General features: G+C 42.0%; 20 protein-coding genes. 16 read left to right on the forward strand and 4 right to left on the reverse strand.

From position 1 onward, the window contains the following. Positions 1–8 precede the first annotated feature (8 nt). The 5 genes from mtnN to IOC57_RS01755 all read left to right on the forward strand — a co-directional run bounded on the left by mtnN (position 9) and on the right by IOC57_RS01755 (position 3,868). Positions 9–704, forward strand: coding sequence for a 5'-methylthioadenosine/S-adenosylhomocysteine nucleosidase (gene mtnN, locus IOC57_RS01735; protein WP_207437087.1), 696 nt, complete (start codon positions 9–11; stop codon positions 702–704). 94 nt (positions 705–798) lie between these two features. After that, positions 799–1,722, forward strand: a complete 924-nt coding sequence (locus IOC57_RS01740) for a PLP-dependent cysteine synthase family protein (protein WP_207437088.1) — start codon at positions 799–801, stop codon at positions 1,720–1,722. Between the two features lies 1 nt (position 1,723). Then, entirely contained in the window at positions 1,724–2,860 is a 1,137-nt protein-coding gene (locus IOC57_RS01745) for a bifunctional cystathionine gamma-lyase/homocysteine desulfhydrase (protein ID WP_207437089.1), read from the forward strand. 113 nt (positions 2,861–2,973) lie between these two features. Next, the gene (locus IOC57_RS01750) at positions 2,974–3,240 is read left to right on the forward strand and encodes a YrhC family protein (RefSeq protein ID WP_286184433.1); all 267 of its coding nucleotides are present in this window, start codon (positions 2,974–2,976) and stop codon (positions 3,238–3,240) included. A gap of 487 nt (positions 3,241–3,727) precedes the next feature. Next, positions 3,728–3,868, forward strand: a complete 141-nt coding sequence (locus tag IOC57_RS01755) for a YrzI family small protein (RefSeq protein ID WP_072273247.1) — start codon at positions 3,728–3,730, stop codon at positions 3,866–3,868. Between the two features lie 321 nt (positions 3,869–4,189). Here IOC57_RS01755 and IOC57_RS01760 read toward each other — a convergent pair whose 3' ends face one another. Then, entirely contained in the window at positions 4,190–4,366 is a 177-nt protein-coding gene (locus tag IOC57_RS01760; RefSeq protein ID WP_207437091.1) for a sporulation protein YjcZ, read from the reverse strand. 189 nt (positions 4,367–4,555) lie between these two features. Between IOC57_RS01760 and sigK the strand changes: the two genes are divergently transcribed. Beyond that, positions 4,556–5,278, forward strand: coding sequence for an RNA polymerase sporulation sigma factor SigK (gene sigK / locus IOC57_RS01765; RefSeq protein ID WP_034308596.1), 723 nt, complete (start codon positions 4,556–4,558; stop codon positions 5,276–5,278). A gap of 657 nt (positions 5,279–5,935) precedes the next feature. Next, positions 5,936–7,726, forward strand: a complete 1,791-nt coding sequence (locus IOC57_RS01770; protein WP_207437092.1) for a M3 family oligoendopeptidase — start codon at positions 5,936–5,938, stop codon at positions 7,724–7,726. 67 nt (positions 7,727–7,793) lie between these two features. Here IOC57_RS01770 and pssA read toward each other — a convergent pair whose 3' ends face one another. Next, a complete protein-coding gene (gene pssA / locus IOC57_RS01775) occupies positions 7,794–8,333 on the reverse strand; it encodes a CDP-diacylglycerol--serine O-phosphatidyltransferase (RefSeq protein WP_207437093.1) in 540 nt (179 codons plus the stop codon). Positions 8,334–8,468: 135 nt separating this feature from the next. Between pssA and IOC57_RS01780 the strand changes: the two genes are divergently transcribed. Then, complete coding sequence (locus tag IOC57_RS01780; RefSeq protein ID WP_207437094.1) at positions 8,469–9,254, forward strand: phosphatidylserine decarboxylase; 786 nt, start codon at positions 8,469–8,471, stop codon at positions 9,252–9,254. Positions 9,255–9,306: 52 nt separating this feature from the next. Here IOC57_RS01780 and IOC57_RS01785 read toward each other — a convergent pair whose 3' ends face one another. Continuing rightward, positions 9,307–9,447, reverse strand: coding sequence for a sporulation histidine kinase inhibitor Sda (locus tag IOC57_RS01785; protein ID WP_034311351.1), 141 nt, complete (start codon positions 9,445–9,447; stop codon positions 9,307–9,309). A 465-nt stretch (positions 9,448–9,912) separates the two neighbouring features. Here IOC57_RS01785 and IOC57_RS01790 point away from each other — a divergent pair, with 465 nt between their 5' ends. Genes IOC57_RS01790 through IOC57_RS01825 form a run of 8 tightly spaced genes read left to right on the forward strand, consistent with a single transcriptional unit; the run spans position 9,913 to position 14,925 of the window. After that, positions 9,913–10,434, forward strand: coding sequence for a YqeG family HAD IIIA-type phosphatase (locus IOC57_RS01790; RefSeq protein WP_034308582.1), 522 nt, complete (start codon positions 9,913–9,915; stop codon positions 10,432–10,434). After that, positions 10,431–11,540, forward strand: coding sequence for a ribosome biogenesis GTPase YqeH (gene yqeH, locus IOC57_RS01795; RefSeq protein ID WP_396020743.1), 1,110 nt, complete (start codon positions 10,431–10,433; stop codon positions 11,538–11,540). Before IOC57_RS01790 ends, yqeH begins: the two co-directional genes overlap by 4 nt. Positions 11,541–11,559: 19 nt before the next feature. Beyond that, entirely contained in the window at positions 11,560–12,402 is an 843-nt protein-coding gene (gene aroE / locus IOC57_RS01800; RefSeq protein ID WP_207437097.1) for a shikimate dehydrogenase, read from the forward strand. Further along, positions 12,396–12,686 (forward strand): ribosome assembly RNA-binding protein YhbY, encoded by a 291-nt coding sequence (gene yhbY / locus IOC57_RS01805; protein WP_207437102.1) that lies wholly within the window; start codon positions 12,396–12,398, stop codon positions 12,684–12,686. The genes aroE and yhbY overlap by 7 nt, the downstream gene beginning before the upstream one ends. Positions 12,687–12,697: 11 nt before the next feature. Beyond that, positions 12,698–13,267 (forward strand): nicotinate-nucleotide adenylyltransferase, encoded by a 570-nt coding sequence (locus IOC57_RS01810; protein WP_207437109.1) that lies wholly within the window; start codon positions 12,698–12,700, stop codon positions 13,265–13,267. Beyond that, entirely contained in the window at positions 13,257–13,829 is a 573-nt protein-coding gene (gene yqeK, locus IOC57_RS01815) for a bis(5'-nucleosyl)-tetraphosphatase (symmetrical) YqeK (protein WP_207437114.1), read from the forward strand. Before IOC57_RS01810 ends, yqeK begins: the two co-directional genes overlap by 11 nt. Next, positions 13,829–14,185 carry a ribosome silencing factor gene (gene rsfS, locus IOC57_RS01820; RefSeq protein WP_063232984.1) on the forward strand — a complete coding sequence of 119 codons (357 nt, stop codon included), beginning with the start codon at positions 13,829–13,831 and terminating at the stop codon, positions 14,183–14,185. The genes yqeK and rsfS overlap by 1 nt, the downstream gene beginning before the upstream one ends. Then, positions 14,182–14,925 carry a class I SAM-dependent DNA methyltransferase gene (locus tag IOC57_RS01825; RefSeq protein ID WP_207437115.1) on the forward strand — a complete coding sequence of 248 codons (744 nt, stop codon included), beginning with the start codon at positions 14,182–14,184 and terminating at the stop codon, positions 14,923–14,925. Before rsfS ends, IOC57_RS01825 begins: the two co-directional genes overlap by 4 nt. Before the next feature lie 100 nt (positions 14,926–15,025). Here IOC57_RS01825 and comER read toward each other — a convergent pair whose 3' ends face one another. Continuing rightward, positions 15,026–15,856: a late competence protein ComER gene (comER, locus tag IOC57_RS01830; protein WP_286184435.1), complete on the reverse strand. Its 831-nt coding sequence runs from the start codon at positions 15,854–15,856 to the stop codon at positions 15,026–15,028. Positions 15,857–15,931: the final 75 nt, after the last annotated feature.

A 15,931-nucleotide genomic window follows, 5' to 3' on the forward strand; every position in this document is an offset into this window, starting at 1 on the left:
TTTTACTAATGAAAGTAGCCATAATCGGAGCAATGGAAGAAGAAGTTACGATTTTACGTGATAAATTGGAAGGTTTGGAGCAGGTGACCATTGCCGGTTCCGAGTTCAATACAGGGACATTGGATGGTGTCGAGGTCATTTTGCTTAAATCGGGAATCGGTAAAGTGAATGCGGCAATGTCCACTGCAATCCTGTTAGAAAAATTCAAACCGGATGCTGTCATCAATACTGGCTCAGCCGGAGGTTATCACCCAGCACTTAATGTAGGGGATGTGGTCATATCGACGGAAGTACGGCACCATGATGTCGATGTGACGATTTTTGGATATGAGTACGGTCAAGTCCCTCAGCTGCCGGCAGCTTTCATCCCGGATGAAAAGCTTTTCGCAATTGCAGAAGAGGCAGCAAAAGAAATTGAGGATATACAAGTGGCGAAAGGGTTGATCGTGACGGGGGATTCTTTCATGAATGATCCTGTCAGGGTTGAATTCGTCAGAGGGAAATTCTCTGATTTATTCGCGGTGGAAATGGAAGCGGCAGCCATTGCACAAGTAGCCTTCCAATTCAAAACACCGTTTGTCATCATTCGGTCCCTTTCGGATATCGCAGGTAAGGAGTCGAATATTTCCTTTGATAAATTCCTGGAAACTGCGGCTCTTCATTCAGCGGCACTGATTTTGAAAATGGTTGAAAAAATGAAATGAATGGTAAGTGATCAGTGGAAGCCTTTCTGCTGATCATTCTTTATTGCATAATTCTTATTAAATTGGTAGGATAACTATGAAAGGATGTCCGAATATGAAAGTCTTTCAAGATATTCATGAGTTGATAGGGGAAACGCCGATGATGGAAATCACCCATTTCCCGCTTCCAGATGAAGTCCGTATCTTTGCCAAACTGGAATACTTTAATCCGGGAGGCAGTGTGAAGGATCGGCTTGGTCAAGAACTGTTAGCCCAAGCGTTACAGACAGGGAAGGTGAAAAAGGGCGGGACGATCATCGAACCGACTGCCGGAAATACTGGAATTGGCTTGGCGTTGGCTGCTATAAACAGTGGAGTGGACGTGATATTTTGTGTTCCGGAGAAATTCAGTGCCGAAAAACAGGAATTGATGCGTGCCCTTGGAGCGAATGTGATCCAGACCCCGACAGAGGAAGGGATGACAGGAGCTATCGCCAAGGCTAAGGCCCTGCTGGATGAAATTCCAGGATCTTATTGTCCCCAGCAGTTCGCCAACCCAGCCAATCCTGATGCCTATTATAAAACGCTGGGACCTGAGATATGGGAACAGATGGGAGGCGATGTGGATGTGTTTGTTGCCGGTGCAGGGACGGGCGGGACATTCATGGGAACATCGCGATATATAAAAGAAAAGAACGCTGCTGTCAAAACGGTCATTGTCGAACCGGAAGGATCGATTTTAAACGGGGGCAAAGCTGGACCCCATAAAACAGAGGGGATCGGGATGGAATTTTTACCTGCCTATATGGATGAAACGTATTTTGATCAAATCCATACAATAAGCGATCGTGATGCTTTCCATATGGTAAAGGAATTGGCGATTAAAGAAGGCCTTCTAGTCGGAAGTTCTTCCGGTGCGGCATTTGCTGCAGCCATGAAAGAAGCATCCAAGGCTTCCCGGGGGACGAATATCGTCGTCATATTTCCGGATTCCAGTGAACGATACTTAAGCAAAAAAATTTATCAGGGAGGTATATAAAATGAGAAAAAAAACACAATTGATCCATGGAGGCATTTTTGGTGATGAAAAAACAGGAGCGGTTTCGGTGCCGATTTATCAAGTGAGCACCTATAAACAGGATGGGCCGGGGAATCATCGGGGATATGAATATTCCCGTACGGGCAATCCAACCCGCCATGCCCTTGAAGAGTTGATCAAGGATCTCGAAGAAGGAACAAGAGGTTTCGCCTTCGGATCTGGAATGGCAGCGATGACCGCGGTTATGATGCTGTTCAGTCAAGGTGATCATGTATTGATGACCGATGACGTCTATGGAGGGTCTTTCCGGGTCATCACCAAAGTGCTTAACCGCTTCGGGGTGGAAGCTACGTTCATCAATACGAGTGACATACACACGATCGAAAAAGAGATAAGGGACAATACGAAGGCATTGTTCATTGAAACCCCGACGAATCCATTATTGAAAATCACCGATCTGGAAGAAGTATCAAAAATAGCTAAAGAAAACGGCATCCTCACCATTGTGGATAATACCTTCAGTACGCCATACTGGCAAAATCCGCTTACACTTGGAGCCGATATCGTGCTTCATAGCGCTACGAAGTACCTGGGGGGACACAGCGATGTTGTAGCGGGTCTTGTCGTTGTGAATGATGAAAAACTAGGGAATGACCTTCATTTCATCCAAAACTCTACAGGAGGCGTGCTAGGGCCCCAGGATTCGTGGCTGCTGATGCGAGGCATTAAAACGCTGGGAATCAGGATGGAAGAACATGAAAAAAACACTTCTGAAATCGTCCGTTTCCTTTCCGGGCATGAAGGTGTTTCCAAAATCTATTATCCAGGTCTTGAAAACCACCCCAATCATGAAATTGCCAAAAAACAATCGCGTGGATTCGGTGGAATGGTTTCATTTGATGTCGGCAGCGCCGAAAAAGCCGAGTCCGTTTTGAATAAAGTGAGATTCTTTACACTTGCGGAAAGTCTGGGGGCGGTGGAGAGCTTAATTTCCATCCCTGCCTTGATGACACATGCCTCCATTCCGGCTGAGCGCCGTGCAGAGCTTGGAATAACCGATGGGTTGATTCGCATTTCAGTTGGTCTGGAAGACGTAGAAGACTTATTGGAAGACCTGGAACAAGCTCTGCAAGGATAATCGGGGAGGGGCCTCTTCAAAGCTGGCTGCCATTATTTACACCCTGTCATTTGGAATAAATATGGTAGAATGAGATATCAATATCTTATTAGCTTGAAAGAAGGTGGAATGGCATGAAAAACCGCAATAAACAAACGGCGGCAATGCTGCAATCGAAAATGGTCGATTTTAAACAATTTGCGATCACTTTGTTATGTGTGGGTTCGTTCTTCTATTTAGGAACCATCCTTCCCACCGGCGACAAGGCGATGATAGACACATATGTCTATATGGGAGCGACAATAATGTTCCTGGGCATATCCATAGTATTTTTCCGATTATCTAAAAAATATAAAAAGATCTTGGCCGAAATGGATGACCAGGACTCTTTACAACAATAGAAGCAAACCTGATTCTTTAAAAGAGTCAGGTTTTTTTGTTATTCCGACGTTGTTGCCCTCATAAGGGCAGATTTATCATACTACTTGCCTCATTTAAGGTGATGATTGCTCTTGAAAATGGGTAAAAAGATAGAAATTTCAAAAAAATAGGCAAAAGCCGTTTACAAATATCTGATTTGTGGATATACTTACCAAGTAATAAAAAATATTCCAAAGGAGGTCGAAGAAAATGACATTGTATCTATATGGAGTCGTCACTATTAGCCGGTCCGTTCCAAATGACAATCACATACCATTCGACCTGTGCCAAGCGGAATATTTCTAAAGCAATTTGGCTTTATTAATCATTCAGACATAGCGGCCGCAGGGAGAAGTGTTTTATCCTGCGGCCTTTTTATATTTTCAAAAAAATCCCGCAGGAGGACGTATCTTTCTGCGGCCTTTTTATGCCTTTTTGTTGGGCCGCTCCCTTAAAGGAGGTGATATCATGACACTGAATATGCTTTTTTTCACAATCACGATTAAAATGAAAAAAATGACTGCCGAGGAATGTTTGCAACAGGAGAGAATCCACAAGATTCGAGAAGAACATCTAGATAAAGCGATGAAGCATCGCCCTTTTTTCTAAAAAATATACGAGGTTGGTATCCCGTTTCATAAAAATAAATGCAAGAAAGGTGGAGGTTAATATGGTGAAAAACTTGTTATACGTAAAAGGAGAGAAGCGTTGCTATTGGCAGGAGAAGGATACCGGCTAACGGATTTGCCGGTGAATTGCCAGCATTCATGGTCTGTATGTTTATATAGCGGAAAATGCCGATGGAACATGAAAATTTGAAGGTATGTTGATTAATGCCCATGACGCTGTTTAACTCGGAAATGCAACGTTAGCAATGAATATGTAAATGGAAAACTCGGCACTCGGGCCGAGTTTTTTTCTTTGCCTGAGTCAGCAGCACGGACCAGATCCTCCATAACCAAATCCCGGCAACCACCAAAACCCGAAAATGAGCAATAAAATCAAGAGGACAATGAAAAGGCCATAACCAAAACCGTAACCGGACCCTGCATAACAAGGAGCCGGATAACCATAGTTCCATCCGTATGGTCCATAGTTATACCCCATACTAAAAACCCCCTTTCTCAAAAAATTCCCTATCATTATATGAACAATTGCCTTCGTTCGTTTGGAAATTCATTCAAGCTGGTTTGAACATTTTACACTTTCATGATTTCTTTTAGTGAGACAGACACGAACAAGCCCACTGTTGCATAGGTATGAATAGGGAAGCCAAAGAAACGGGGGATGAAACCAATGCCCGGAATACTTACAGTTGTCGGTTATATTATCAAAGAATTTTACTTATTCGTTTCCTATGTGAAAAACAACGCTTTTCCCCAGCCCTTGTCCTCTCAGGATGAAAAGAAATATCTGAAGCTTATGAGTGAGGGAGACGGTGATGCCCGTAACATCCTGATCGAGCATAATCTCAGGCTTGTTGCCCATATCGTCAAGAAATTCGAGAATACGGGCGAAGATACAGAGGATTTGATTTCGATTGGGACCATTGGTTTGATAAAGGCGATTGAGAGTTATTCGGATGGAAAGGGTACGAAGCTGGCCACATATGCGGCGCGATGCATTGAAAATGAGATCTTGATGCATTTACGAGCGACAAAGAAAACGAAGAAAGATATTTCCCTGCATGACCCGATCGGTCAAGATAAAGAAGGAAATGAAATCAGTTTAATTGATGTACTGAAATCGGAATCGGAAGATGTCATCGATACGATTCAGCTCAATATGGAAATTGAAAAAGTGAAAAAGTATATCGATATTTTGGATGAACGCGAAAAGGAAGTCATTGTAGGCAGGTTCGGACTGGATTTAAAAAAGGAAAAAACCCAGAGGGAAATCGCTAAAGAGCTTGGCATTTCCCGCAGTTATGTATCAAGGATCGAAAAACGTGCCTTGATGAAGATGTTCCACGAATTTTACCGAGCAGAAAAAGAGAAGGAAAAGAAAGCTAAAGGATAGGAATGGTGAAAGTCAAAAAGAGTGCGGGGAAATTCCCCGCACTCTTTTTTTACGATTTATTTCGGATCAAATCTGCAAATGCATGATAAATCTCGATACCCTGAAAAAGGAACAGGCGTGAAGCGGTTAAAGAAAGGACCCCTATCATTATTAGTCGGAACCACATATGAATCACTCCTCCATTTTATTTTTTATAAAATGTCAGAGCGTAAGGCTACGTAATTCGCCTGAAAGAAAACAGGGTTGAGATATCGTCGGCGGAGATTTGAGTGAAAATAAAGAAAACTCAAAATGGAAAATTCGAAAATGAGAAGGATGATAAGAGACTGCCAGGAACTGAAGGAAGGCACGAAAGGCTGTTTCTTGTCTGCCTGATCCCAATGATGAACATCGTTATTTTCTTCAATGGTTAGTTGCTGTGCATGATGATGGAATTGTATGGGCAGTGTCCAAAGGAGTAGGATGATGGCAGACATGTGAATAAAGAATTTCATATGAATCAACCACCCCTTTCCAAAGAATATATTCATCATAACATGATTTTAATCCGGGATATAGAAAAATGTTTTGATGAAAATACTGAAAATTCCTTTTAATTAGAAAAATATTGAATTAACCACTATAATGGGATTAGTGATAAAAAGGGGGTCATGCAGGATGGGATATTCTTTGACGTGGGATTTGGATATCTTTTTTAAAGGAGGAAGCTCTTCTAAGGAGTTCCTGCCTTTTTTAGATGAAATTAACGGAGAGGTAAAAGAACTAGACCGACTTGTAAGCACGATCCATCCAGAAGGAAATGATGAAATCAGTTTAATACAGGCATTTGATCTTTATAAAAATACAAATATGAAATCGTCACAGGCAGGTGCTTTCATTGGTTGCCTGGAAGCTCAAAATGCCCAGGATAAAAAGGCTGGTCAACTGCGGATCAAACAAATGAAAATAGTCGCTTCTCTAAAAATGGTGTTAAGCAAGCTGGATGAAAAATTGATACAGCTTGATGATGCGTTTTTTAAAAAAATCCTCGAAAAAGAACCATTGAATGAATTGGAATTCGTATTGAATGAACGCCGGGAAAAGGCAAAGGAAAAGCTTTCCGTGAAGGAAGAATCCTTAATCACCCAATTGGCCATGGACGGTTTCGAAGGTTGGAGCCAAATGTATGACACGATCGTCGGTTCAATGACCATCTCTTATAAGGGTGAAAAGCTTTCTGTAGGCCAAGCGGCCAATAAATTTTCTGATCCTGATGAAAGGGCACGGAAAGAATTATTTACTGCGTGGGAACAGGCCTGGGAGGAAAAAAGTGACCTTTTTGCCCGGACTTTGAACCACTTGGCAGGATTCCGTCTCAGTGTGAATGAAAAAAGGGGCTGGGTTGATATTTTGAAAGAGCCTCTTGAAATGGGGAGGATGAAAAAAGAAACCCTCGAAAGCATGTGGAATGTAATCGCTGATCATAAGGAGCCGCTTGTGCGGTTTTTAGAAAGGAAAGCGGAGTTACTGGATTTGGATAAATTAAGTTGGGCGGATTTGGATGCACCGCTCGCTGTTACAGCAGAGTCCAAGGTAATGGATTATCAAGAAGGTGCAGGCTTCATCATACAGCAATTCTCTAAATTCGGCTCTCAATTAGCAAACTTCACCCAAAAAGCTTTTGAAGATAGCTGGATTGAAGCTGAGGACAGACCAGGTAAGAGACCAGGCGGTTTTTGCACAGGCTTTCCATTAAATAAGCAGTCAAGAATTTTCATGACGTATTCGGGCACCCCATCCAATGTATCGACATTGGCTCATGAATTGGGACATGCATTCCATTCTTATGCGATGAGGGATATCCATCCATTGAATCGGTCATATGCAATGAACGTGGCTGAAACCGCCTCTACTTTTGCTGAAATGGTCGTAGCAGATGCAGCGGTGAAGGAAGCGGCCAGTGAGGAAGAAAAGCTGGTGCTTTTAGAAGATAAAATTCAGCGTTCCGTGGCATTATTGATGAATATCCATGCCCGCTACTTATTCGAAATAAGGTTTTATGATGAGAGGAAACAAGGGTATGTCAGTGCCGAACGGTTGAATGAACTGATGGTCGATGCCCAAAAAGAAGCTTATGGTGATGCTTTAAGTGATTATAATCCAACGTTCTGGGCTTCAAAGCTCCATTTTTATATTACAGGTGTACCATTTTATAATTTTCCGTACACATTCGGATACTTATTCTCATTAGGCATTTACGCGAATGCCCTGAAGGAACCTGCAGGATTCGAAGAAAAATATATCGCTCTATTAAAGGATACCGGTTCCATGAAGGTCGAGGATTTGGCGGAGAAACATTTAGGTGTCGATTTAAAGACCCGGGATTTTTGGGAAGAGGCAGTCAATGCCTGTATGGAGGATGTAGAAGAATTCATGCGTATGACCGATCCACTAGTCCGAAAAGCATGAGATGGTTTTTTTGGCAGGAATATGAACGAAAAAGCGGATGTCCGGTTTAGGACATCCGCTTTCTTATTTAAACTTTCTTCAGTTTAAATGGACTGACCATAAGTAATGATAATATAATCATGAGGGATAAGAAAAAGACCGGATGGAAATATGGGATGGCTAGATAACTTAAAGTAGCGATGCAACCCGCAACCGTAATGGGCACTCCTGTAAAATATCCATTGCTTTCACTTATATTGAAGCGCGCGAGACGAAATGCGCCACAGCCAATATAGAAAACCGTGAAGAGTGTGCCGGGTGCTCCGAATTCTATTAATATTCCTTGGTATAATAATAGAGCTGGTGCGACGCCAAAGGATATGATGTCACACATGGAATCAAGTTGCTTACCCAATTCAGATTCAATGTTGAACTTCCGTGCAACCATACCGTCAAAGCGATCTGCAAGGGCAGCCAGGAAGATTAATAGCAGGCTTAAATTCAATTGGCCGTGCATCACGGCAATTATTGCAAATCCACCAAGGGATAAGTTCATTAAAGTAAGTATATTTGCTGTTTGTGCTTTCACTTTTTTAATGGTTTGATCTAGGGCGTGTAATAAAAACATCTTTTCACTCCTTTCAAATGAAACAAATTAAAACAAATTATAGTAAACATAAGTATTTATTATATAATAATATTTTATTTAACACAATTTATGCAAGGGGTTTTAGAATAATTTTACAATTTGGAGTGGTTTTATTTGTTTCAGTCTTTGTATCGCATTCTTATTGAACTGACGAATGGTCAGTATTCATCAGGTTTATTAAAGCATTTTAGCCAATCCCGTTGGAGCAGGCCCTTAATTTTATTTTATGTAAGAACATTCAACCTTAATCAACAGGAATTTGGTAAGGAGTTAAAAGCCTATGCCAATCTTCACGAGCTATTTACAAGGCAGTTAAAGGCGGACGCCAGGCCAATTACGGCGGTTCCTTCTGCGGTAGCTTGTCCTGTGGATGGTGTTCTCGAGGATTCAGGTGAGATACACGCTGATAAAAAGATCGTCGTTAAGGGAAAGGTATATTCAATGGAGGAAATGCTCGGGGATGAGCTTTTTTTGGAAAAGTACTTAGGCGGCAAATATCTCGTGCTATACTTAAGCCCGAGTCATTACCATCGGATCCATGCACCAATCAAGGGTGCTGTAGTCAAACGTTGGACGCTTGGAAGGAAATCATACCCCGTTAATAAATGGGGGATGAAATATGGAAAAGAGCCATTATCAAAAAATTATCGGACAATAACTGAACTTCAAAATGAAGCGGGAAGTCTGGCAATGGTGAAGGTCGGGGCCATGTTCATCAATTCGATCGTCATCACCGATGAATCGGATGAATTGGAAAAAGGGCAGGAATTTTCTTATTTCAGCTTTGGGTCCACAGTGGTGCTTCTGTTTGAAAAAGGAAGTTTTGAACTTGAAGGAAACATATCCATTCCCGCAGATGTCCGTGTGGGTGAAACAATCGGATTCATGAGGGCCGTCTAACTTCAAATGAAAATAAGAGGCTGACATTTGATGTCAGCCTATGTATTTCATATTAAAATATTGATCGGATTTTATGCGTTAAGGATCTTCGATGAATTTCCGTTTCTATGAGGCGGATGAAATCGGTACTCAACTTTAGGTTCTGCGCTTTAAAATAGGATTCAAGCAACAGGTCATCAGATAGTTTTTGCATCAGAACGCCACTTACGGCTGCTCACCTCCAGTAGGGATTAAGAGGAATAATTTGGTATTTACTTGCATATATTGATAAGTCTTCCTTGATGTACCCCTACTGTATCAGAAATAAACGTGGAGAACAATCGTTCTGTTATCCACAGTTGGAAGTGGATAACCTGTGGTTAAGTTGTTTACAAGGTGAACGGAATGGTGCCCATCAGTATGGAAAATGTTAGTAAAGTTATCCACAGGTTGAATAATTGAAATTTTTGTCGAAATCTTTTATGAATAAATAGTTCTTTGGTTCGGGTCTGCCTGCAAATTTCCCATTCCTTAATAAAAAATGCCTTTCCATATCTGAAAACATACATTATGATATTTTTTTACCGTCAGCCCTTCTTTCCTAATTTTTTTTGAAAGTGAGCTGAAAATTCGATATGATGGAGACGGTAAATTTTAATGAAAATATAGAGGTGCCAATATGCTTAAATTATTTTTGCCGAGTGAACATGTTAAAAGCATTTTTAATATAGATCCTCAAGAATTGAAGAAAAGAGGGATTAAGGGAGTCATTACCGATTTGGATAATACTCTCGTTGAATGGGACAGGCCAACTGCCACTCCCGATTTAATCAAATGGTTCGACAATATGCGTGATCATGGGATTTTAGTGACGATTGTGTCCAATAATAATGAAAATCGGGTTCGGGCTTTTTCCGACCCGCTTCACATTCCGTTTATCTTCCAGGCCAGAAAACCGATGGCAAGAGCTTTCCATAAAGCCCGTAAGACAATGGGATTGAAATTAGAAGAAACGGTGGTAATCGGCGATCAGTTATTGACGGATGTCTTGGGAGGGAACAGAGGCGGGTTTCATACGATCTTAGTGGTTCCTGTGGCACAAACCGACGAATTCAGAACAAGGATCAATCGTTATTTTGAAAGAAAGATCATGGCGTTTTTTAAACGAAAAGGAATGATAGAATGGGAGGATCACAATTGAACAATCATCAAGAATTAGTGTGCATCGGCTGCGGTGTCAAGGTCCAGACTGAAGATCCGAAGGAGTTGGGCTTTGCCCCAAAATCGGCTCTGGAAAAAGAGAGCATCGTTTGTCAGCGCTGCTTTAAATTGAAACATTATAACGAAGTTCAGGATGTATCCTTAACAGATGATGACTTCTTGAAAATCTTGAATAAAGTAGGCGAAACCGACTCTTTGATCGTCAAAATCGTCGATATTTTTGATTTCAATGGAAGCTGGCTGCCTGGCCTGCATCGATTTGTAGGAAGGAATGATGTTCTTCTGATCGGAAATAAGGTTGATTTATTGCCAAAATCCGTAAAACCGAACAAGCTGATCAATTGGATGAAGCAATCATCCAAGGAATTGGGTCTTAACCCGATTGATGTCCTGCTTGTCAGTGCGGAAAAGGGAAAGCACATCCTTGAAGCGGCTGATGCAATTGAGCGGTATCGGAAAGGTAAAGATGTCTATGTGGTGGGCTGTACGAATGTAGGGAAATCGACCTTCATCAACCGTCTTATAAAGGAAGTGAGCGGTGAAGGTGATATCATCACGACTTCCCACTTCCCCGGGACTACCTTGGATATGATCGAAATTCCTTTGGATGATGACCAGGCATTGATTGATACGCCAGGAATCATTAATCATCATCAAATGGCTCACTATGTGGACAAACGGGACTTCAAGGTGATTATGCCGAAAAAGGAAATCAAGCCGAGAGTGTACCAATTGAATGAAGGGCAGACGCTATTTTTCGGGGGGCTGGCCCGGTTGGACTATGTCTCAGGCGGTAGGCGTTCATTGACTTGCTACCTTTCTAATGAATTGAATATTCACCGTACGAAACTGGAAAATGCCGATGAATTATATAAAAACCATGCCGGGGAATTACTGACGCCCCCACGGCCAGAACAAATCGAGGAGTTTCCGAAGCTGATTCCACATGAATTTTCCTTGAAAGATGGTAAAATGGATATTGTGTTTTCTGGTCTTGGCTGGGTGACGGTCAATGAGCCAGGAGCGAAAATCGTTGCACATGTTCCAAAGGGCGTCAATGTGATCGTTCGCAAATCATTAATCTAAATATAGGGGTCGTCTAGCTATGAAAAAGATATATGGGGTAATGGGAGATCCAATTGCACATTCGATGTCACCGGACATTCATAATGATGCATTTGAAAAAGAAAATATAGAAGCGGTTTATCACCATTTTCATGTGACGAAAGAAGGTTTGAACGATGCCGTGAAAGGCATGAAAGCCCTTGGTATAGAAGGGTTTAACATCACGATTCCTCATAAGACTTCAATCATCCCTTTCCTTGATGAAGTGGATGAATTGGCCCTTGCAATCGGGGCTGTAAATACGGTTGTTAACAAAAATGGTCGGTTTATAGGGTATAATACAGACGGAATTGGATTTTTCAAATCTTTATGCGATGAAATATCAGGTGACATCAAGGCTAAAAAAACGTTAGTGATCGGAGCGGGCGGTGCTGCGCGTGCGATTTATTTTACCCTCGTAAATGAAGGGGTAAAGCAAGTTGATATTGCAAACCGGACAAAGGAAAGAGCAGCCCAGCTTGTTTCTGATTGCCCATATGATAAAGTATCGAAGGCACTCTCGATTATCGAAGCGGAAGAAAGCTTATCACAATATGATTTAATCATCCAAACGACTTCTTCTGGAATGAGTCCGGAATTGGATCATTCCCCGTTAAAGGTCGACCAGCTTAAAACCGGTGCAATTGTCAGTGATATCATCTATAACCCTCTGCAAACCAAGCTGCTGCGTGAAGCTGGGGAAAAAGGGGCGGAAACGCAAAATGGTCTGGGGATGTTCATCAACCAGGCCGCGCTCGCATTTGAGATATGGACAGGCATTATGCCGGATACAGCAAGAATGACAGATATTGTCTTGAACAAACTAGGAGGTAACACATGTTAACAGGAAAACAGAAAAGATTTTTACGATCAAAGGCCCATCACCTCAATCCAATTTTTCAAGTTGGTAAAGGCGGCGTCAATGATAATCTCATCAAGCAAATTGGTGAGGCGCTTGAAGTACGTGAATTAATCAAGGTCAGCATCCTGCAAAACTGTGAAGAGGACCGCAATGATGTGGGACGTTCTTTATCAAAAGGTGCACGGGCGGAATTGGTTCAGATTATCGGCAACACAATTGTGCTGTATAAAGAATCAAAAGAAAACAAACAACTTAAATTACCTTAAGGAACCTATCTATGAAAAAAATTGGAATTCTTGGCGGTACATTCAATCCTCCGCATATCGGGCATTTAATTATAGCGAATGAAGTGCTGGATGCCCTCGAGTTAGATGAAATCAGGTTCATGCCAAATCACGTTCCTCCACACAAGGAAAAATCGGAGGAAGTTTCCGATATGGACAGGCTGGCCATGTTGGAAAACGCGATAGCCGGAAACCCATCTTTTTATATTGAGGGTATTGAAATAGAAAGAAAAGGCACATCTTATACGTATGACACAATAAAATTGCTGAAAGAACTTGAGCCAACCAATGAGTTCTATTTCATAATTGGCGCAGATATGATTGAGTACTTACCGAATTGGCACCGTATCGACGAGCTGGTGCATATGGTCCATTTCGTCGGGGTGAAGCGCCCTGGATATAATGAAAAGACCGTATACCCAATCACGATGGTGAAAGTCCCCCAAATGTTCATTTCGTCTTCCATGATACGAAGGAAGTTAAGAACGGGGAAAACCGTGAAATATTTAATAGCAGATCCAGTGGTGAAGTATATTAAAGGGAATGGTTTATATGAATCGTGAGAAAGCATTGGCGCTGGTCAAAGAACAGATTACCGAGCGCAGGTACATTCATACCTTGGGAGTGGTCGAGTCAGCGATTGATCTTGCTGAACGGTATGGTGCCGACGTCAAAAAAGCGGAACTGGCAGCCATTTTCCATGATTATGCAAAATTTCGCCCGAAAGAGGAAATGGAGCAAATTATAATCGCTGAAAAAATGGACCCGACGTTACTTGAATACAATATGGAGCTGTGGCACGCTCCTGTCGGGGCTTATCTGGTGAAAAAGGAAGCCGGCATTCAGGACGCTGAAATATTGGATGCCATTGCCCATCACACGTCTGGAAGGGTTGGCATGAGCCTTTTGGATAAAGTCGTATACCTTGCTGACTATATTGAGCCGGGACGTTCTTTTCCCGGTGTCGACGAAGTCAGGCAGACGGCAAAGCAGAATTTGGATCATGCTGTCATCCAGGCTTTAAGGAATACAGTTGTTTTTTTAATGAAAAGAAATCAGGCCATTTACCCTGACACATTTAAGACATATAATGATTTGATCATGAATTTGAAGGAGAAGATGTAATGACTGAACGTGAACTTCTTGTAATTGCAGCAAAAGCGGCGGATGATAAAAGAGCGGAGGATATCGTGGCATTGAACATGCAAGGAATTTCCCTTGTAGCGGATTACTTTTTGATTTGCCACGGTAATTCTGAAAAACAGGTACAAGCAATAGCTCGTGAAATGAAGAGCAAGGCTGATGAATCTGGAATCAATATAAAACGTCTTGAAGGTTTTGACGAGGCGAAATGGGTCCTTGTGGATCTTGGCGATGTAGTGGCCCACATATTCCATAAAGATGAAAGGAACTACTATAATCTCGAACGTTTATGGGGAGATGCACCTTTTGAAGATCTAGAGAGTGAACTGACTTCATGACTTACGGACGCTTTGCCTATGTATACGATGAATTGATGAAGGACGCACCTTATGAAAAATGGCTGATGATCCTTACGGCGAAGCTGGAACAGTATGGAATTGGTGGAAGGAAAGTCCTGGATTTAGCGTGTGGAACCGGGGAAATGACCGTTGAATTGGCGCGACACGGATTCGAAGTCACTGGCGTGGATTTATCGGACGAAATGCTTCTTGTTGCTAATGAAAAAGCGGTTAAGTTTGGATTATCAATTCCGCTTTTCCAGCAGAATATGGCAGAACTCGAGGGACTTGGTCAATTTGACTGTGTCACGATTTTTTGTGATTCGTTGAACTACCTTCGCAATGAAGAGGATATAGTCAAGACGTTCAGCCGGGTTCATGAGCATTTGAAGGATGGCGGATTATTCTTGTTTGATATCCATTCCATTTATAAAATGGAAGAAATCTTTCGTGATAATACGTTTGCTGTCAATGGTGAAGAAGTATCCTATATATGGGATTGCTTCCAAGGTAAAGAGCCTTACAGTGTGGAACATGATTTAAGTTTTTTCGTAAGGGACGATGAAAGCGGTCTGTATGACCGTTTTGATGAGTTGCATTATCAACGGACCTATCCGGTTGAACAATATAAAAAGTGGTTGGAGCAAGCAGGTTTTACGGTTTCTGAAATAATGGCGGATCTTGAAGAAGCACCGCTTGCAACGGAAACCGAAAGAATCTTGTTTGTAGCCAGCAAATAATAAAGAGGTCAGCATCTCCGGCGTACATCACACGTTCGAGTGGAGGTCTGACCTCTTCTTTTTTTATTTTAAGAAGGAAATGAGTTATGGATCACGAATATTAATAAGGATGGCCGAACTGCTTTTCAACTTCGTCTAAATCCTCTGCAAACTTTTCATGTGTCGCTTGAAAAAGATGATGGAACATTTCCCCGGTTTCAGCTTCTAAAACCTTGATCCCCTCACCCGTAATTCCACCCTTTACACAAACCTTTTCCTGCAATGTCGGCAATGTATAAACTCCTTTACCAAGCAGTTCCCCTAAGCCAACCAGCATGTTTTCAGTCAAAGTCGTAGCGGTTTTTTTATCGATCTTCGTCGTTTCGCAAGCCGCATCAATAAAAGCTTGTGCTAAATAGCTGAAGAAGGCAGGACCGCAGCTGACGATATCTGAAGCTACCCGGGTGATATCATTTTCAATGATGACCGGTGCCGAAATGGCGGAGGCCAAATCATATAAAGCTGACATTTTATCCTTACTGCAGCTTTCGCTGAAACTCAGTAACGATACCCCTGAACCCACACGGTTCGTTATGCTCGGTATAAAACGGGCACAGGGGGCATTCACTGCCGATTCAAGCTGGGAGACTGAAACCGGGCTTGTGATGGAAATAACCAGCTGATCCCTTTTTATATGATGTTTGATGCCTTGTAATAGGCTGTTAATTTGTAATGGTTTTACACAAAGAAAGATAAAGTCTGCTTCTTGGACGATTTCGACTGCGCTTTCAGCAACCTTAATACCAGGGTGTTTCTCTTTCAACACCAATGCTTTGGAAAGCGTGCGATTTGTAATGATTAGATCTGCCGGATTCAATATCTTTGCCTCCAGCCAAGCCTCGATTAAAATGGTACCCATATTTCCGGTTCCGATAACACCGATTTTCTTCAATTCCGATCAACTCCTCTCACTTAAAGCGATTGATACTCCTAAAAACACTATGTAATTTTATTCTGTCCTATGACA

This window comes from Bacillus sp. SD075 (genome assembly GCF_017355165.1).
In the GTDB taxonomy this organism is placed as follows: Bacteria; Bacillota; Bacilli; order Bacillales; family DSM-1321; genus Peribacillus.